This window comes from Nocardioides houyundeii (genome assembly GCF_002865585.1).
Lineage (GTDB): Bacteria > Actinomycetota > Actinomycetes > Propionibacteriales > Nocardioidaceae > Nocardioides > Nocardioides houyundeii.
Genome location: NZ_CP025581.1, coordinates 3,291,835 through 3,309,665, shown reverse-complemented (window position 1 = coordinate 3,309,665; position 17,831 = coordinate 3,291,835). Strand labels below are relative to the sequence as shown.

The 17,831-nt window shown below is 72.0% G+C and carries 17 protein-coding genes; 13 read left to right on the top strand and 4 right to left on the bottom strand.

The window, feature by feature from the left end:
- Window positions 1-14: 14 nt before the first annotated feature.
- Window positions 15-1,034: an ABC transporter ATP-binding protein gene (locus tag C0R66_RS15925; RefSeq protein WP_422385600.1), complete on the bottom strand. Its 1,020-nt coding sequence runs from the start codon at window positions 1,032-1,034 to the stop codon at window positions 15-17.
- Between the two features lie 3 nt (window positions 1,035-1,037).
- Between C0R66_RS15925 and C0R66_RS15920 the strand changes: the two genes are divergently transcribed.
- From C0R66_RS15920 to C0R66_RS15910, 3 genes are all read left to right on the top strand, one after another.
- Window positions 1,038-1,739, top strand: a complete 702-nt coding sequence (locus C0R66_RS15920; protein ID WP_101525532.1) for an ABC transporter permease — start codon at window positions 1,038-1,040, stop codon at window positions 1,737-1,739.
- On the top strand, window positions 1,736-2,440 hold the full coding sequence (locus tag C0R66_RS15915; RefSeq protein WP_101525531.1) for an ABC transporter permease: 705 nt from the start codon (window positions 1,736-1,738) through the stop codon (window positions 2,438-2,440). The genes C0R66_RS15920 and C0R66_RS15915 overlap by 4 nt, the downstream gene beginning before the upstream one ends.
- Before the next feature lie 64 nt (window positions 2,441-2,504).
- Complete coding sequence (locus C0R66_RS15910) at window positions 2,505-3,443, top strand: ABC transporter substrate-binding protein (RefSeq protein ID WP_101525530.1); 939 nt, start codon at window positions 2,505-2,507, stop codon at window positions 3,441-3,443.
- A 6-nt stretch (window positions 3,444-3,449) separates the two neighbouring features.
- Here C0R66_RS15910 and C0R66_RS15905 read toward each other — a convergent pair whose 3' ends face one another.
- The 3 genes from C0R66_RS15905 to C0R66_RS18755 form a co-directional block, all read right to left on the bottom strand.
- Window positions 3,450-4,415 (bottom strand): phosphatase PAP2 family protein, encoded by a 966-nt coding sequence (locus C0R66_RS15905; protein ID WP_101525529.1) that lies wholly within the window; start codon window positions 4,413-4,415, stop codon window positions 3,450-3,452.
- Window positions 4,412-5,602, bottom strand: a complete 1,191-nt coding sequence (locus C0R66_RS15900) for a glycosyltransferase family 2 protein (protein ID WP_241901478.1) — start codon at window positions 5,600-5,602, stop codon at window positions 4,412-4,414. The genes C0R66_RS15905 and C0R66_RS15900 overlap by 4 nt, the downstream gene beginning before the upstream one ends.
- Window positions 5,603-6,130: 528 nt before the next feature.
- Window positions 6,131-6,379, bottom strand: a complete 249-nt coding sequence (locus C0R66_RS18755) for a hypothetical protein (protein WP_158648074.1) — start codon at window positions 6,377-6,379, stop codon at window positions 6,131-6,133.
- A gap of 374 nt (window positions 6,380-6,753) precedes the next feature.
- Here C0R66_RS18755 and C0R66_RS15890 point away from each other — a divergent pair, with 374 nt between their 5' ends.
- From C0R66_RS15890 to C0R66_RS15845, 10 genes are all read left to right on the top strand, one after another.
- Window positions 6,754-7,689, top strand: coding sequence for a glycosyltransferase (locus C0R66_RS15890; RefSeq protein ID WP_101525527.1), 936 nt, complete (start codon window positions 6,754-6,756; stop codon window positions 7,687-7,689).
- A 179-nt stretch (window positions 7,690-7,868) separates the two neighbouring features.
- Window positions 7,869-8,795 (top strand): Rossmann-like and DUF2520 domain-containing protein, encoded by a 927-nt coding sequence (locus C0R66_RS15885; protein WP_101525526.1) that lies wholly within the window; start codon window positions 7,869-7,871, stop codon window positions 8,793-8,795.
- On the top strand, window positions 8,792-9,715 hold the full coding sequence (panC, locus tag C0R66_RS15880) for a pantoate--beta-alanine ligase (RefSeq protein WP_101525525.1): 924 nt from the start codon (window positions 8,792-8,794) through the stop codon (window positions 9,713-9,715). Before C0R66_RS15885 ends, panC begins: the two co-directional genes overlap by 4 nt.
- Complete coding sequence (gene panD / locus C0R66_RS15875; protein WP_101525524.1) at window positions 9,715-10,131, top strand: aspartate 1-decarboxylase; 417 nt, start codon at window positions 9,715-9,717, stop codon at window positions 10,129-10,131. The genes panC and panD overlap by 1 nt, the downstream gene beginning before the upstream one ends.
- 2 nt (window positions 10,132-10,133) lie before the next feature.
- Window positions 10,134-11,864 carry an L-aspartate oxidase gene (locus C0R66_RS15870; RefSeq protein ID WP_101525523.1) on the top strand — a complete coding sequence of 577 codons (1,731 nt, stop codon included), beginning with the start codon at window positions 10,134-10,136 and terminating at the stop codon, window positions 11,862-11,864.
- On the top strand, window positions 11,861-12,778 hold the full coding sequence (nadC, locus tag C0R66_RS15865) for a carboxylating nicotinate-nucleotide diphosphorylase (RefSeq protein WP_101525522.1): 918 nt from the start codon (window positions 11,861-11,863) through the stop codon (window positions 12,776-12,778). Before C0R66_RS15870 ends, nadC begins: the two co-directional genes overlap by 4 nt.
- Window positions 12,775-13,554 carry a type III pantothenate kinase gene (locus C0R66_RS15860; protein ID WP_101525521.1) on the top strand — a complete coding sequence of 260 codons (780 nt, stop codon included), beginning with the start codon at window positions 12,775-12,777 and terminating at the stop codon, window positions 13,552-13,554. Before nadC ends, C0R66_RS15860 begins: the two co-directional genes overlap by 4 nt.
- A 133-nt stretch (window positions 13,555-13,687) precedes the next feature.
- Window positions 13,688-14,020 (top strand): histone-like nucleoid-structuring protein Lsr2, encoded by a 333-nt coding sequence (locus tag C0R66_RS15855; RefSeq protein ID WP_101525520.1) that lies wholly within the window; start codon window positions 13,688-13,690, stop codon window positions 14,018-14,020.
- A 249-nt stretch (window positions 14,021-14,269) separates the two neighbouring features.
- Window positions 14,270-14,989, top strand: a complete 720-nt coding sequence (locus tag C0R66_RS15850; RefSeq protein ID WP_158648073.1) for a hypothetical protein — start codon at window positions 14,270-14,272, stop codon at window positions 14,987-14,989.
- A gap of 205 nt (window positions 14,990-15,194) precedes the next feature.
- Window positions 15,195-17,768 (top strand): ATP-dependent Clp protease ATP-binding subunit, encoded by a 2,574-nt coding sequence (locus C0R66_RS15845; protein ID WP_101525518.1) that lies wholly within the window; start codon window positions 15,195-15,197, stop codon window positions 17,766-17,768.
- The last annotated feature ends 63 nt before the right edge of the window (window positions 17,769-17,831 follow it).

The following is a 17,831-nucleotide window of genomic DNA, read 5'->3' as shown; positions in this document are numbered from 1 at the left end:
GGGGCGTCCGGGCATCAGGGCATCAGGGAGGCCCGCAGCTGGCGGTGCACGCCCGCGGGGGTGAGCACGCCCAGGAACCGCGCCCCCCGGCGTACGCCGATCATCGACTTGTCGTCGCGCATCATCAGCGCCAGCGCCTCCTCGAGGGTGGAGTCGAGGTCGATCGCGGCGCCCAGCTGACCCGCGGTGACCCCCTCGAGCGGCTCCAGGTGCGCCTCGTCGATCCGGGTCACCGCCAGCCGGCGCAGCCCGCGGGTGGCGCCGACGAAGTCCTCGACGAACTCGTCGGCGGGCCGGGCCAGCACCTCCTGCGGGGTGCCGTACTGGGCCAGCCGGCCGCCGTCGGCGAAGATCGCCACCCGGTCGCCCATCCGGACGGCCTCGTCGATGTCGTGGGTCACCAGGACCACCGTCTTGCCGAGCTCGCGCTGGAGCCGGCCGAACTCGTCCTGCAGCCGGGTGCGCACCACCGGGTCCACGGCGCCGAACGGCTCGTCCATCAGGAGCACCGGGGGGTCCGCGGCCAGCGCCCGGGCCACGCCCACCCGTTGCTGCTGTCCGCCGGAGAGCTGGTGGGGGTAGCGCTGCGCGTAGAGCTCGGGCTCCAGCCCGACCAGGGCCAGCAGCTCGTGCGCCCGGGCGCGGGCGGTCGCCCGGGACTCGCCGTAGAGCAGGGGGACGGTCATCACGTTGGCCTCGACCCGCTGGTGCGGGAAGAGGCCCACCTGCTGGATGACGTAGCCGATGCCGCGGCGCAGGGCGTTGGGATCGACCTGGGTGACGTCCTGGCCGTCGACCACGATCTGACCCGTGGAGGGCTCGATGAGCCGGTTGATCATCTTCAGCGTCGTGGACTTGCCGCAGCCCGAGGGTCCCACCAGGCAGACCAGCTCGCCGCGGGCGACGTCGAGGTCCAGCTCGTGCACCGCGACCGTGCCGTCGTCGTAGGTCTTGCCGACTCCGGTGAGCCGGATCATCGGCTCCTCACCCGAGCCGGTCGTGGCTGGCGGCTGGTCGGAGGCGGTAGCGTCCATGCGGTGACCATACTGGGCGCCGTGCCGTCGGCGGTGGACGAGCCGTCGTGCTACAGCCTGGCGCGCAACGACTGGTTCTGCCCGGCCTACCTGGCAGACCGCCGCTCGGAGCTCCTGGACGCCACCGTGCAGCACCTGGGCATCACCGTGGCCGCGGTGCTGGTCGGCCTGCTGATCGCCGTACCGCTGGCGCTGCTGGCGCGGCGGCTGCCCCGGCTGGAGGCGGGGGTGCTGGCCGTCTCCACCGGCATCTACACCGTGCCCTCCCTGGCGCTCTTCTCGTTGCTGCTGCCCTTCACCGGCCTCTCCGCCGCCACCGTGGTGATCGGCCTGGCCCTGTACGCGCTGACGATCCTGGTGCGGGCCCTGCTCGACGGGCTCCGCGCTGTGCCCGAGGCGGTCCGGGAGTCCGCGACCGGGCTGGGCTACTCCCGGTCCAGGCGCCTGCTGCGCGTGGAGCTGCCGCTGGCGCTGCCGGTGGTGATGGCGGGGCTGCGGGTGGCGACCGTCTCGACGGTGGCGCTGACCACGGTGGGCGCCCTGGTCTCCTACGGCGGCCTGGGCAACCTGCTGGTCACCGGGGTGGCGCAGTCCTTCCGGGCCCAGATCCTGACCGCCGCGGTGCTCTGCGTGGTCCTGGCGGTGCTGCTCGACGCCCTGCTGGTGCTGGCGCAGCGGGCCCTGACCCCCTGGACGCGCGCATGAGCCTGTTCGGCGAGACCCTCGACTACCTCACCCGCTCCGAGAGCTGGCTGGGCTCCGGCGGCATGCTCGACCTGCTCTGGCAGCAGCTGCTGCTGACAGGCACCGCGATGGTGCTGGCGGTGGTGCTGGGTCTGCCGCTGGCGCTCTGGCTGGGACACCGGGGCCGCGGCGGCTTCGCGATCATCAACATCTCCGGGGTCGGCCGCGCGGTGCCCACGTTCGCGCTGCTCGCGATCCTGGTGGCCGCGGACTGGCCCGGCACCGCCACCCTGGGCCCCTACGGCCGCGCCGGGCTGGCGACCCTCATCGCGCTCACCCTCTTCGCGCTGCCCCCCATCATCACCAACGGCTACGTCGCGGTCACCGAGGTGCCGGCGGAGATCAAGGAGGCGGCCCGGGGGATGGGGATGACCCCCCTGCAGCAGTTCCGGCGCGCCGAGCTCCCGCTGGCGCTGCCCCTGGTCACCGCCGGGGTACGGCTGGCGCTGGTCCAGGTGTGGGCCACCGCCACGATCGCGGCCCTGGTCGCGGGACCGGGGCTGGGGCGGGTGATCACCGACGGCTTCTACCGCAACGACTACGGCCAGGGCATCGCCGGCGCTGTCGTCGTGGCGGTGGTCGCCCTGGTGCTCGAGGTCGGGGCCGCGCAGGCGCAGCGCACCGCCTACCGACGTACCCATCCCGCCCCGGCGACGACCTGACCGCACCGCACCCACAACCACCACCGCACCCACAGCCACAACCACACCCACAGGGGGAAGAACGATGCACCTACGACGACTCGCGGCGACCGCCACCGCACTCGCCTGCATGGCACTGGCGGGCGCCTGCGCCGGCGACGACCTCGCCGACGACGACGACTCCAGCAAGGACGCCAAGGGCTCGGTGACGCTGTCCAGCCAGGACTTCCCCGAGGCGGCCCTGGTGACCGCCATGTACGCCGGGGTGCTCTCCGACGCCGGCTACGACGTGCAGCCCAAGCTGGTGGGCAGCCGGTCGGTCTACATGCGGGAGTTCCCCGGCTCGGTCGACATCGTGCCGGAGTACGTGGCCGGCATCTCCGACTACCTCAACACCGCCGCGAACGGGCCGGACGCCGAGCCGATCACCACCAACGAGCCCTCCGAGTCCATCGAGGCCGCCAGCGCGCTGCTCGACGATGCCGGGATCACCCTGCTGGAGCCGTCCGAGGCCACCTCGCAGAACGCCTACTTCGTGACCGAGGAGTACGCCGAGGCCAACGACGTCCAGGCGCTGTCCGACCTCGCGGGCAAGCAGGTGGTGCTGGCCGCGGCGCCGGACTGCGAGGGACGCGAGGACTGCGAGAAGGGGCTCCGCGAGGTCTACGACATCGACGTCACCAAGCTGCTCCCGCTGGGCTTCGGCAGCGCCGAGACCTACCGGGCCGTCCTGGACGGCGAGGCCCAGCTGGGCCAGACCGGCACCCTGGACGGCACCCTGGAGGAGCAGGGCCTGGTGCTGCTGGAGGACGACAAGGGGATCCAGCCCGCGCAGAACCTGGTGCCGGCCGTCTCCACCGAGTTCCTCGAGGCCAACCCCGAGGTGGGGGACCGGCTGCGGGAGCTGATGGCGAAGCTCGACAACGACACGTTGGCGCCGCTGATCAACGAGGTGTCCGCCAACCGCGCCAAGCCCGAGGACGTGGCACAGCAGTTCCTCAGCGACAGCGGCCTGGTCGGCTGAGGCAGCTCAGCTGATCGCGGCCTCGCGCACGGGCTCCTCAGTGCGTGGTGGGACGGTCCGGGACCGCTCCCACCACGCGCAGGCCCACATCACCACGGCTGCGGCGAGCCAGCCGGCCAGGATGTCGACGACGTAGTGCTCGGCGAAGTACACCAGGGCCAGGGCCATGGTCAGCGGGTAGGCCAGCAGCAGCACCCGCCAGGCGCCCCGGGTCCGCCACCACGCGTAGAGCACCACGAGCAGCGCGATCCCGGCGTGCAGCGAGGGCATCGCGGCCACCGGGTTGCCGACCGCGGAGAAGCTGTCCTGGAAGTTGCCCGGGCCCAGGTCGTACCAGCCGCGTCCGGTGATCCGGGCGATGTCGGAGGTCAGGTAGCCGTTGCGGGAGGCCAGCCACGGCGGGGACATCGGGTAGAGCAGGTAGATGACCAGCGCGAGGATGTTCAGGGCCAGGTAGCGGCGCATGAACCGGATCCAGGCGGGCCGGTGGCGCTTCCACAGCACCGCGGCGGCCACCGGGGCGACGAAGAAGTGCGAGTAGTAGACGGTCGTCAGCACCACCTCGTACCAGGCCCGCGGCATCTGCCGCACGCACGGTACGCCGCACAGGTGGGCCTGCAGGTACTCGGTGGGCAGGGTGCCGCCGAAGAGGGCGCGGTCGGCCTCGATCGGCTGGGTCACGTGCACCTGGGTGAGGCCGATCTCGTCGGCCAGCCCGCGGCTGTAGAGGTAGAAGGTGAGCACCAGCAGCGGGATCGACCAGTCCCGGAGGAAGGTGAGGTGGGAGCGGAGCGGCGCCTGGACGTCCCAGGCGATGAGCGCCAGCCAGATCCAGGCGAAGGCCTGGTAGACCGACTTCGGCACCTCCACGAGCTCGATGTAGAGGGCCAGCGCCACGGCGTAGACCAGCAGCGCCACGACCCGCGCTTGGCGCGAGGTCACCGGCGCCGGCTGGGTGCTCGCCTCGGTCATCGGTCCTCCTGGTGAGAAATCGTAGATGAGGGGCGCCGCTCGCCGGGCCGCAGCGTCAGCGCCTCGGGTGCCACCGTCGCTGTGTCCAGCACGTGTGGGGGCACCGCCAGGGCGGAGCCGTCGGCGGTGCGGGGGACCGGTGCTCCACCCAGGGTGGCGAGGTAGGCCATCAGCGCGGAGGCCTCGGCGACCCGACCCTGCTCCAGCAGCCAGCCGCAGAGCCGGTGCACCGGCGGCAGCGCGGAGTGCACCAGCGAGCGGTCGCCCCACAGCTCCGCCACGCCGCGGCGCAGCCGCGCGGTCCACTCCGCCTCGGCTCCGGGAAGCACCTCGAAGTAGCGCCACAGGTCGCCGGGCAGCACCCGGTCCAGGAAGACCCGGGTGACCTCGGGGTCGCCGTGGGTGCGCACCGAGTTCAGCGCCAGGCGCTTGGTGACCAGGCGGTCCTGCAGATCTTCCATCGAGCTGCGCTGCTGGGTGATCGAGCTGCCGTCGGCGCGGATGCGCCAGTGGTAGACCGGGGTGGAGAGCACGTCGAAGCGACCGGCCAGGTAGGCCCTGGTGGTGGTCGGCTGGTCCTCGTAGCGCAGGCCCTGGGGCCACGACAGGTGCTGCCCGTCCCAGAAGGAGCGCCGGTAGAGCTTGTTCCAGGCGAACACGTCCCCCAGGATCTCCGGGTGGTCCTCGATCCGGATCCCGGTCCGGGCCGGCTGGTGGAGCCGGTGCATCCACCCCGGCTCGTGCAGCCCGCGACCGGCCGGGGGCTCGGCCTCCCAGCGCAGCACCGAGCCGCACGCGAAGTCCGACCCGCTCTCCTCGAGCCGGCCGACGAGGTCGGCCAGCGCGGTGACCGGCAGCACGTCGTCGGAGTCCAGGTAGGCCAGGTAGTCGCCCTCGACGGCGTCGGTGCCGGTGTTGCGGGCCGCCCCGAGGCCGGCGTTCTCGGTGCGCAGCACCCGGATCCGCGGGTCCCGGGCGGCGTACGCCCGGGCCACCTCGCCGGACCGGTCCGGCGAGCCGTCGTCCACGACCACCGCCTGCCAGGCGGTGTGGGTCTGGGCCAGCAGGCTGTCCAGGCAGGCGGGGAGCCACTGCGCCACGGCGTACGCCGGGATCACGACGCCCACGCGGGCAGTGCTGGGCGTCCGGCCCGCTCCGCGACTGCGTCGGGAGAAGGGCCAGGTCACGGCTCAGATGGTACGGGTCCGGTCTTGTAGGCTCCGCCCCGTGACCGGCACCGACAGAGCACCCGACGAGATCGACCCTGAAGGAGTGCCGCGGAAGGTGCTGTTCGTCGCGGGCGCAGGCCGCAGCGGCACCAGCACCCTGTCCGGGATCCTCAGCCTGCTGGGCATGCACGTGCCCAAGCCCGAGGTCGCCGCCGACGCCTCCAACCCCAAGGGGTTCGGCGAGCCGCAGTGGGCGGTGGAGCTGCACGACCGCCTGCTCGCCGAGGCCGGCGTGCAGGTCAGCGACAGCCGTCCCTCCGCGTGGTTCGAGACCGGCCGGATCGCCACCCGCGAACCGGCGCGGATCCGGGTCGCGGACTGGCTGGAGGGCCACTTCACCGAGCACCCCGAGCTGGTGGTCAAGGACCCCAGGCTCAGCTGGTTCCTCGGCCTGTGGCGCGTCGCGGCGATCCGCACCGGCGCCACCCCGGTCTTCGCCACCATGCTGCGCCCGCCGGCCGAGGTGGTCGGGAGCAAGCAGAAGTACTACCAGAACAAGCTCGGCTCGGCGCACCTCGCGGCCAGCTGGCTCAACATGCTGCTGCACACCGAGCGGGCCACCCGCGACAGCATCGCCGGGGTCGACCCGCACGCCGGTGGCGGCCGGGTCTTCGTCCGGTACGCCGACCTGCTCGACGACTGGGTCAAGACCACCATGGCGCTGGGCCACGCGCTGGACGTGCAGTCGGTCATCCACACCCGCAGCGACCAGATCCGCGAGGTGCACCGCTTCATCGACCCGAGCCTGCGCCGGGTCACCGGCAGCCTGGACGACCTGGCGCTGCCGCCGCGGCTGCACGAGCTGACCGCCGAGACCTGGGAGCAGCTCAACCTGCTGGCCGACGAGGGTGGCGACACCCCGGCGGCGCACCAGACCTTCGACCAGCTCCGTGAGGCCTACACCTCGCTCTACGAGGAGTCCGAGGCGATCAGCAAGTCCTCGGTCGTGGCGGCCCGGATCGCCCAGGCCCGGGAGTCGGCCGCAGCGGCGCAGGACCGTGCGCACGAGCGCTCGATATCCGACCTGGTGCCGCACGAGGTGCGCGCCAAGATCCCCCGTCGGTGCGCAAGGGCGTGCGCAAGGCGCTGGGTCGGACCCGGGACCAGCAGTGATCCCGATCGGCTCCGGCGACGGCCTGAAGAACCTCGAGGGTCACTCCGACTTCGACGTGGTCTGGCCGTGGCGCCGCCCCGGAGGGCTGCGCCGGGGCGCCACCGCGGTGCTGCGGGTGCGCAACGAGGCGCCCAGCCTGCGGTTCGTGCTGCCGCCCCTGCTGCGTGCGGTGGACCACGTGCTGCTGGTGGACAACAACTCCGACGACGGCACCGGAGCCGAGGCGCTGCGGGTCGCGGCCGAGAGCGGCCACGCGGACCGGTTCACCCTCAAGCACTACCCCTTCGACGTGGCCCGGGCCGGCGCGGAGCACCTGGCCCAGCACGAGCGGTCGGTGCACTCCCTGGCGTACTTCTACAACTGGTGCTTCTCCCACGTCGAGACCCGCTACAGCTGGAAGTGGGACGGCGACATGGTGCTGACCACCGAGGGCGAGGTCTCGCTGGCAGACCTGTCCTGGCAGGTGGGCAACACCGACGCGGTGGTCCGCGTCCCCCGGCACGGCCTCTACCTGGAGTCCGACTCCCGCGCCCACCTGGACCTCGGGCTGCGCAACATCGAGGAGTGGGGCTTCCCGATGGGGCCGGACTTCGTCTACGCCAAGGCACCGGAGTGGGAGATCCGCACCACGCCGGAGCGGTTCGAGATGTTCGCCCTGCCCCAAGGCCTCTGCGTGGAGCTGAAGTACCTCGACGGGGACGAGTTCGCCCACTGGACCGACCCGCAGTCCTTCGCCACCAGCCTGCGCAACCGGCGCAAGCGCCGGGAGTGGACCGTCTTCAACGCCCTCAACGAGGGCACCGTCCCCGAGGGCGTGGTGACCCTGGAGGCGCCGGCGGGGATGCACGTCGTGGACTACGTCACCAAGGAGTGGCTGCCCCGCGTGCCGCGGCCCTTCGTGGTCGACGACCCCGCCCACGCCCACGGCTGACAAACCGCCGGTGCGTGTGGTCCAGGTCACGGCTCGGGAGGTTTCGCGATCCGGGGTCGCGACGTAACCTCTGCGTAACACATACGAAAACCCCTTCATGGCACATCGTCTGGTACCCACACCGGCCCGCAGCGTTCGTCGCTGAGGGTGGGCGGAGGGACCGAAACGAGAGGCTCCTGATGAACACCACCCTCCGGGTGGGCGTGGTCGGCGCGGGTCGCGTCGGTGCCGTCCTCTCTGCCGCCCTGCGCGCCGCCGGTCACGACATCGTCGCCGCTGCCGGTGAGTCCGACGCCTCCCGCAGCCGGATCGCGGCACTGCTGCCCGGCGTACCGGTGGAGAAGCCGAGCGTGGTCGCCCGCGACTGCGACCTGCTGCTGCTGACCGTGCCGGACGACATGCTCGGCAACGTGGTCTCGATGCTGGCCGCCTCCGGCGCGCTGCACGAGGGTCAGTACGTCGCGCACACCTCGGGCCGGCACGGGCTCGCCGTGCTCGACCAGGCGGTCGCCGTCGGTGCCCGGCCGATCGCCCTGCACCCCGCGATGACCTTCACCGGCACCGCGGTGGACCTGCCCAGGCTCACGGGCTGCGTCTTCGGGGTCACCGCCGGCGAGGCGGAGCGCGAGCTCACCGAGTCCCTGGTCGCCGACCTCGGCGGCCGCCCGATGTGGGTGCCCGAGGACCGCCGCACGCTCTACCACGCCGGTCTGGCGCACGGAGCCAACCACCTGGTGACCCTGGTCGCCGAGGCGATGGAGATGCTGCGGGCCGCCGGCGCGGACGACCCGGCGGGCACGCTGCGCCCGCTGATGACCGCCGCCCTGGACAACGCCCTGGCCGAGGGCGACGCGGCGCTGACCGGCCCCATCGCGCGCGGCGACGTGCAGACGGTGGCCGCCCACCTGGCCGAGATCGAGGCCGCTGCCCCGCAGACGCTGGCCTCCTACGTCGCGATGGCCCGCTCCACCCTGGACCGCGTGGTCACCGACTCCCGGCTGCTGCCCATCCGTGCGGAGCGGATCCGCCGGCTGCTCGACGGGGTGCCGCGCCCGGTGCGCAGCCCCCGCAGCTCCCGCAGCTCCGCGAGCAGGACCGCTCGATGAGCGATCGCCCCAGCCTGGCCCGCAGCCGCGAGGAGCTCGTCGCCCTGCTCGCCCCGGCGCGCGCCCAGGGCAGCCGGGTGGGCTACGTGCCCACCATGGGTGCCCTGCACGAGGGGCACGCCAGCCTGGTCCGCGAGGCGCGGGCGCAGGTGGGCGAGTCCGGCCGGGTCGTGGTCAGCATCTTCGTCAACCCGCTGCAGTTCGCCCCGGGCGAGGACCTGGACCGCTATCCCCGCACCCTGGAGGCCGACCTCGACCTGTGCGCCGCGGAGGGGGTCGACGTCGTCTTCGCCCCGAGCCCGGAGGAGGTCTACCCCGGCGGGGTCGCTGCAGGCGAGACGTCCGAGACCACCACGGTGGACCCCGGTCCGCTGGCCACCCAGCTCGAGGGACGGGTCCGGCCGACGCACTTCCGCGGGGTGCTCACGGTGGTGGCGAAGTTCTTCGGCCTGGTCCGGCCCGACGTGGCGGTGTTCGGCCAGAAGGACTACCAGCAGCTGGTGCTGGTCCGTGCCATGGCGACCGACCTGTGCATGGGCGTGGAGGTGATCGGCGCCGAGACGGTGCGCGAGCCCGACGGCCTGGCCCTGAGCAGCCGCAACCGCTACCTGGACAGCGAGCAGCGCTTCGAGGCCGCCTCCCTGAACCTGGTGCTCCGGGCCGCGCAGGAGTCGGCCCAGTGGGGCCAGGACGTGGCCCTGGAGTCGGCCCGCGCCGAGCTGCGCCGGACCAAGGGCATCGACCTGGACTACCTGGAGATCCGGGCGGCCGACCTCTCGCCCCTGCCCGCCGAGGTGCCCGAGGGCACCGAGGCCCGCATCCTCATCGCCGCGCGTCTGGGCAGCACGCGGCTGATCGACAACCTGCCCATCACCCTGGGGGCCTCTCGCGCCCCTGAAGCACAAGAAGGAGTCCGTTGATGTTGCGCACGATGATGAAGAGCAAGATCCATCGGGCCACCGTGACCCAGGCAGACCTGCACTACGTCGGTTCGGTGACCGTCGACGAGGACCTGCTCGACGCCGCCGACCTGCTGGCCGGTGAGCTGGTGCACATCGTGGACGTCACCAACGGCGCCCGCCTGGAGACCTACACCATCGCCGGCGAGCGTGGCTCGGGCGTGATCGGCATCAACGGTGCCGCCGCCCGCCTGGTGCACCCCGGAGACACGGTGATCCTGATCGCCTACGGCCAGATGGAGACCGCCGAGGCCAAGACCTACGAGCCGAGCGTGGTCTTCGTCGACCTCGACAACAAGATCATGGGCACCGGGTTCGACCCCGCCGAGACGTTCGGGGACCCGACGCTCAAGCGCGGCGACCTCATCGGCCGCTGATCGTGACGACGCCGGGCCGGGTCCCGTCGCGGCTCGCCGCGCCCCGGCCCGGCTGGACCACCCGCGCCGACGTGGTGGTGGTCGGCTCCGGGATCGCCGGACTGACCGCCGCGCTGCGCATCGACGCGGCCGACCCGCTGCTCAAGGTGCTGGTGGTCACCAAGGACGTGCTCAACGCCGGGTCCACCCAGTGGGCCCAGGGCGGCATCGCCGCCGCGCTCGGGCCCGGCGACACCCCCGACCAGCACGAGCGCGACACCCTGGTCGCCGGTGCCGGGGCGTGCGACGTGGACGCCGTACGGGTGCTGGTCAACGAGGGGCCCGAGGCCGTGCGCGAGCTGATCGGGCTGGGCACGGAGTTCGACCACCACCCCGACGGGGAGCTGAGCCTGACCCGTGAGGGCGGGCACCACCGCGACCGGATCGCGCACGCCGGTGGCGACGCCACCGGCGCCGAGATCCAGCGGGCGCTGATCGCCGCGGTCGAGCGGGCCCCGCAGATCGAGGTCATCCAGCACGCTCTCGCGGTCGACCTGCTGCTCGCCGAGGACGGCGGCGTCGCGGGGCTGACCCTGCACGTGCTCGGCGAGGGCCAGCGCGACGGCGTCGGGGCCGTGCACGCCCGCGCGGTGGTGCTGGCCAGTGGCGGCCTCGGCCAGGTCTTCTCCTCCTCCACCAACCCCGCGGTGGCCACCGGGGACGGCATGGCCCTGGCGCTGCGCGCCGGCGCGGTGCTGCGCGACACCGAGTTCGTCCAGTTCCACCCCACCGTGATGTACCTCGGCCCGGACTCCTCGGGCCAGCAGCCGCTCATCTCCGAGGCGGTGCGCGGCGAGGGAGCCTTCCTGGTGGACTTCGAGGGCAACCGGCTGATGACGGGCCTGCACCCGCTCGGCGACCTGGCCCCGCGCGACGTGGTGGCCAAGGCCATCACCCGCCGGATGCTGGCCACCGGACGCCCGCACATGTGGCTCGACGCCCGGCACCTGGGGGAGGAGTTCTGGGAGCGGCGCTTCCCCACCATCCTCGGGGTCTGCCGCTCCCACGGGGTCGACCCGGTGACCGAGCTCATCCCCGTCGCCCCGGCCCAGCACTACGCCTCCGGCGGAGTCGCCACCGACCTGCACGGCCGCTCCAGCGTGCCCGGGCTCTACGCCACCGGCGAGGTGGCCTGCTCGGGGGTGCACGGCGCCAACCGGCTGGCGTCGAACTCGCTGCTGGAGGGCCTGGTCTTCTCGCGGCGCATCGCCGACGTGCTGCCCGGTGAGCTGCGCAGCTGGCACGACTCCGCCGTACGAGTTCAGGAGCCGGACCAGCCGGGCGCCTGGCTGGTCTCCGGGGCCCGGCGCCGCGCCCTCCAGGAGCTGATGACCCGGGACGTCGGGGTGCTGCGCCACCACGACGGCCTCACCGAGGCGCTGACCCAGCTGCACGGGCTGGCACCCGGTCCCGACGAGGGGGCGGACCTCGGGTCGGTGACGCCGGGCGTGGACGCCTGGGAGACCACCAACCTGCTCACCCTCTCGGTGGCGCTGGCCCAGGCGGCGCTGCTGCGCACCGAGACCCGCGGCTCGCACTGGCGCGAGGACTTCGCCCAGCGAGACCCCCGCGTGGCGGGCCACATCGACGCCCGGCTCGCGGACGGCGTGGTGAGCGTGACGCACCAGCCCTCCCGCTCCACGGACCCCTCAGAACCCTCCGACGCCACCGCGCAGACTGGAGCCACCGCATGAGCCTCGACCCGACCGTCCGTCCCGCTCCGGCGTCGTACCACCCGGTCTCCGAAGCGGTCACCGCCGAGCTGCGGGCGGCGGGCCTGGACCCGGACGCCGTGACCCGGGCCATCCTGGCCGCCCTGGCCGAGGACCTGCCCGCCGGTGACCCCACCAGCGAGGCCACCATCGCGGCTGAGCAGCAGGGCGTGGCGCACTTCAACGCCCGGGAGCCCGGCGTCGTCGCGGGCCTCGGCATCGCCGCGGCCGTCTTCGAGGTCGTCATGGGTGACTCGGTGACCGTCTCCGACCGGGTCCCCGACGGTGCGGCCGTGGTCGCCGGCGACCGGGTGCTCTCGGTCTCCGGGCCCACCCGAGGACTGCTCACCGCCGAGCGGACCGCCCTCAACTTCGCCAGTCACCTCTCCGGCGTCGCCACCGCGACCTCGCAGTGGGTCGCGGCGCTCGAGGGCACCCGGGCCCGGGTGCTGGACACCCGCAAGACCCTGCCCGGCTGGCGCGCCCTGCAGAAGTACGCCGTGCGCTGCGGTGGCGGGGTCAACCACCGGTTCAGCCTCAGCGACATGGCGATGGTCAAGGACAACCACGTCGTGGCCGCCGGTGGCGTGCTTCCCGCCCTGGAGGCGGTGCGCGCCAGGTTCCCCGGACTGCCGGTGGAGGTGGAGGTCACCGACCTGGACCAGCTGCGGGAGCTGCTCGACGCCGGGTGCGACCGGATCCTGCTGGACAACATGGACTCGGAGACGATGGCCGAGGCCGTGCGCATCGCCGAGGGCCGCGCCGCGCTGGAGGCCTCCGGCGGGCTGACGATCGAGCGCGCGCGGGAGGTGGCCCTGACCGGGGTCGACTTCATCTCCGTCGGGGCGCTGACGCACTCGGTCCAGGTCTTCGACCTCGGGATGGACCTGCTGTGAGCACCCTCCTCGCTGCCGACATCGGCAACAGCTACACCGTGCTCGGTCTGCTGCGCGGCGAGGACGTGGTGGCGCACTGGCGGGTCTCCACCGACGACCGGCGCACCGCCGACGAGTGGGCGGTGCTGGTGCGTGGGCTGCTCGCCGAGGCCGAGGACGGGCACAGCCTCGGCGGGGTGGCGGTCTGCGCGACGGTGCCGTCGGTGCTCGCGGAATGGCGAGAAATGCTGGCGCGGCATTTCGGCGATCTCGCCTCGGTGGTGGTCGAGCCGGGGGTGCGCACCGGAATGCCGGTGCTGATGGACAATCCGCGCGAGGTGGGGGCCGACCGCATCCTCAATTCGCTGGCCGCATCCCGGATCTTCGGCGGCCCGGCCATTGTGGTCGATTTCGGGACCGCTACCACGTTCGACGTGGTCTCGGCAGCCGGGGCGTACGTCGGGGGCGCGATCGCGCCGGGAATCGAGATATCGCTCCAAGCGCTGGGACGGCGCGGCGCCCAGCTGCGGGAGGTGGAGCTCAAGAGGCCGCGCTCGGTGATCGCCAAGAACACGGTCGAGGCATTGCAGTCGGGAATGCTCTTCGGTGTCGCCGCGCAGGTCGAGGGGCTCGTGGCACGGATGATCGAGGAGCTGGGGGAGGACGCCTCCGACGTGTGCGTGCTGGCCACCGGGCACCTGGCTACGCTCGTGCTCGACGAGTGCTCCTGCTTCACCGACCACGCGCCGTGGCTCACGCTGCAGGGCTTGAGAATGGTCTTCGAGCGCAATTGCTGATTGGCGCATCGCAATTCGTCGATGTTTATCTGCGAGGCGCCGATTTGCGCAATCACCGACTTTCGTCGTCAACGGTGGATGTGGCACTATCGAGACATCTGATCAAGTGTTCTGCATCGAAAAGGAATTCAACATGGCGCAAAAGGTCAACATCGTCCTCGTGGACGACATCGACGGCAGCGAGGCGACCGAGACCGTCTCGTTCGCGCTGGACGGCACCAATTACGAGATTGACCTGAACGACGAGAATGCCGCCGCTCTGCGCGAGGCGCTGAGTGGATATGTCGGCCACGCCCGCAAGAGCGGTGGCGGGGGACGCAAGAACGCACGACGCGGCTCGGCCGCCGCCTCCGGGGGCGTCAGCGCCAAGGACATCCGGGCCTGGGCCCGGGAGCAGGGTCACGAGCTCTCCGAGCGCGGCCGGGTGCCCGCCGAGATCCGCGAGGCCTACGAGGCTGCGCACTGACCTCGGAGCCACTGACCTCGGAGCCACTGACCTGGGAGCCACTGCGCGTCGGCTACCTGGTCCAGAGCCACGCCCACCCGCACCAGCTCTCCCGGCTCGTCGCCACGCTGCTACGTGAGGACCCCGCGGGGGTCGTGGTGCTCAACCACGACCGCGACGGCTGCGAGCTCGCCGACTGGCTGCACGCGCACGAGCGGGTGGGTGTGGTGCCCGGGCCGGGGGCCGGGGCGACGCCGGCCTGGTGCTGCGGTGGCTCGACGCGGCGCGCTGGCTCGGGGGCGCGGGGTGACCCACGTGGTGACCATCTCGGGCCAGGACTACCCGCTGCGGCCGCTGCCCGAGCTGCACCGGGCGCTGGCCGAGTCCGGTGACGGGTTCGCCGAGCACTTCCCGGTGCTGCGGGCCGGCAGCCACTGGCCGCTGCGCGAGGGCCGCTCGCGCTACCTCTACTCCTGGCGCTCCCTGCGGCCGCTGGGCCCTCGGGCCAAGGCCCGGCTGCGCCCGCTGCAGCTGGTCAACCGGCTGCAGCCGTGGTGGCGCGTCAACGTCTCCTACGACCGGCTGCGGGTGGGTCGGCGTACCGGCAGCGGGCTGCCGGCGGGCTGGGAGCCGTGGGGCGGCAGCTTCTTCACCAACCTCTCCTGGCGGGCCGTGGAGCGGGTGCTCGCCGCGGCAGAGGACGAGTCGGTGATGGCCTGGGCCCGGCGCAGCCTGGTGGTGGACGAGGCGTTCCTGCAGACGGTGCTGGTCAACGACGGCTCGTTCGCGCTGGTCGACACCGCCGGGCGGTACTACGACTTCGCCGGCACCCGGCACGGCAGTCCGCGCACCCTGGCCACCCTCGACGACGTACGCCGGGCGCGCGCCAGCGGCGCGTTCTTCGGGCGCAAGTGGGACCCGGACGCGCCGGAGCAGGTGTGGGCGGCGCTGGACGCCGGGCTCGCACCCTCGGCTGAGCGCAGCCCCTGAGCGTGGCGCTGAGCGGCGCACGGGGTCGCTCCGCCCCTGTTCGCTGTGAGCGGACCGCTCTGGTGTGGTCGGTGGGAACACGTAGGCTGTGGACAGAGTTGGAACACACGTCCGCACCTTTGCGTCCGCGGCGCCTCACGGCGGCGGGGCGTCTCGCGTTCGGCAACGACGAAACACCTGTGCACAGCTAAGAATCGAGGCGCACATGTTCGAGCGGTTCACCGACCGAGCCCGACGAGTTGTCGTGCTGGCCCAAGAAGAGGCCCGCATGCTCTCGCACAACTACATCGGTACCGAGCACATCCTGCTCGGCCTCATCCACGAGGGCGAGGGCGTGGCCGCCAAAGCTCTGGAGTCCCTCGACATCTCGCTGGAGGCCGTGCGCGCCCAGGTCGAGGAGATCATCGGCCAGGGCCAGCAGGCACCCTCGGGCCACATCCCGTTCACCCCGCGCGCCAAGAAGGTGCTCGAGCTCTCCCTGCGCGAGGCGCTGCAGCTCGGTCACTCCTACATCGGCACCGAGCACATCCTGCTCGGCCTGATCCGCGAGGGCGAGGGCGTCGCGGCCCAGGTGCTGCAGAAGCTCGGCGCGGACCTCAACCGGGTCCGCCAGCAGGTCATCCAGCTCCTCTCCGGCTTCCAGGGCAAGGAGTCGGCCGGTGCTGCCACCGGCACCGGCACCGCCGGCGGCGAGGCCCCGTCCTCCTCGCTGGTCCTGGACCAGTTCGGCCGCAACCTGACCCAGGCCGCCCGCGAGGGCAAGCTCGACCCGGTCATCGGCCGTGCGCAGGAGATCGAGCGCGTGATGCAGATCCTGTCGCGCCGCACGAAGAACAACCCCGTGCTGATCGGGGAGCCCGGCGTGGGCAAGACCACGATCGTGGAGGGCCTGGCCCAGGACATCGTCCGCGGCAACGTGCCCGAGACGCTCAAGGACAAGCAGATCTACACCCTCGACCTGGGTGCCCTGGTGGCCGGCAGCCGCTACCGCGGTGACTTCGAGGAGCGCCTGAAGAAGGTGCTCAAGGAGATCCGCACGCGCGGCGACATCGTGCTGTTCATCGACGAGATCCACACCCTGGTGGGTGCGGGTGCCGCCGAGGGCGCCATCGACGCCGCCAGCATCCTCAAGCCGATGCTGGCCCGGGGCGAGCTGCAGACCATCGGCGCCACCACTCTCGACGAATACCGCAAGTACCTCGAGAAGGACGCCGCCCTGGAGCGCCGCTTCCAGCCGATCCAGGTCGCCGAGCCGTCGATCGCCCACACGATCGAGATGCTCAAGGGCCTGCGCGACCGCTACGAGGCGCACCACCGGGTGACCATCACCGACGAGGCGCTGGTCTCCGCGGCCACCCTGGCCGACCGCTACATCTCCGACCGGTTCCTCCCGGACAAGGCCATCGACCTGATCGACGAGGCCGGCTCCAGGCTCCGGATCCGCCGGATGACCGCGCCGCCGGACCTGCGTGCCTTCGACGAGCAGATCGCCGAGGTGCGTCAGCGCAAGGAGGGCGCCATCGACGGCCAGGACTTCGAGGCCGCGGCCAGCCTGCGCGACGAGGAGAAGCAGCTCATCGCCAAGAAGGCCGAGCGCGAGAAGCAGTGGCGCGCCGGTGACATGGACGAGATCGCCGAGGTCGACGAGGAGCTGATCGCCGAGGTGCTGGCGGTCGCGACCGGGATCCCGATCGTCAAGCTCTCCGAGGCGGAGTCCACCCGCCTGCTCAACATGGAGGAGGAGCTCCACAAGCGGGTCATCGGACAGGAGGAGGCCGTCAAGGCTCTCTCCCGCGCGATCCGACGTACCCGTGCCGGGCTCAAGGACCCCAAGCGTCCCGGTGGGTCGTTCATCTTCGCCGGCCCCTCCGGCGTCGGCAAGACCTGGCTGTCCAAGACGCTGGCCGACTTCCTGTTCGGCGACGAGGACTCGCTCATCCAGCTCGACATGAGCGAGTTCAGCGAGAAGCACACCGTCTCGCGGCTCTTCGGATCGCCTCCCGGCTACGTCGGCTACGAAGAGGGTGGCCAGCTCACCGAGAAGGTGCGGCGCAAGCCGTTCTCGGTGGTGCTGTTCGACGAGGTCGAGAAGGCCCACCCGGACATCTTCAACAGCCTGCTGCAGATCCTGGAGGAAGGTCGCCTGACCGACTCCCAGGGCCGGGTGGTCGACTTCAAGAACACCGTCATCATCATGACCACCAACCTCGGCACCAGGGACATCGCCAAGTCCGTCAACCTGGGCTTCGCCCAGACCGGTGACGCGGCGGGCTCCTACGACCGGATGAAGAGCAAGGTGTCGGAGGAGCTGAAGCAGCACTTCCGCCCCGAGTTCCTCAACCGCGTGGACGAGATCATCGTCTTCCCGCCGCTCTCGCAGGAGCAGATCGTCTCCATGGTCGACAACATGATCGACGCGGTGGAGAAGCGGCTCAAGGACCGGGACATGCAGCTCGAGCTGACCCCGGCCGCCAAGCAGCTGCTCGCGACCCGGGGCTTCGACCCGGTGCTCGGTGCCCGGCCGCTGCGCCGCACCGTGCAGCGCGAGATCGAGGACACCCTGGCCGAGAAGATGCTCTTCGGGGAGATCGGCCCCGGCCAGATCATCCTGGTCGACGTCGAGGGCGAGGGTCCGACCGCGACCTTCACCTTCGAGGGTCAGAAGGTCAGCAAGCTGCCCGACATGCCGCCGCTCGAGACGGTCGACGTGGCCGGACCTCCTTCGGAGGGACCGGACGACTCCGCGGGCCCGGTGGACATCACCAAGTCCGAGGACTAGAGGCTCACCTCACCTCACCACGACGGCGCTCCGACCTCTCCAGGTCGGGGCGCCGCCGTCATG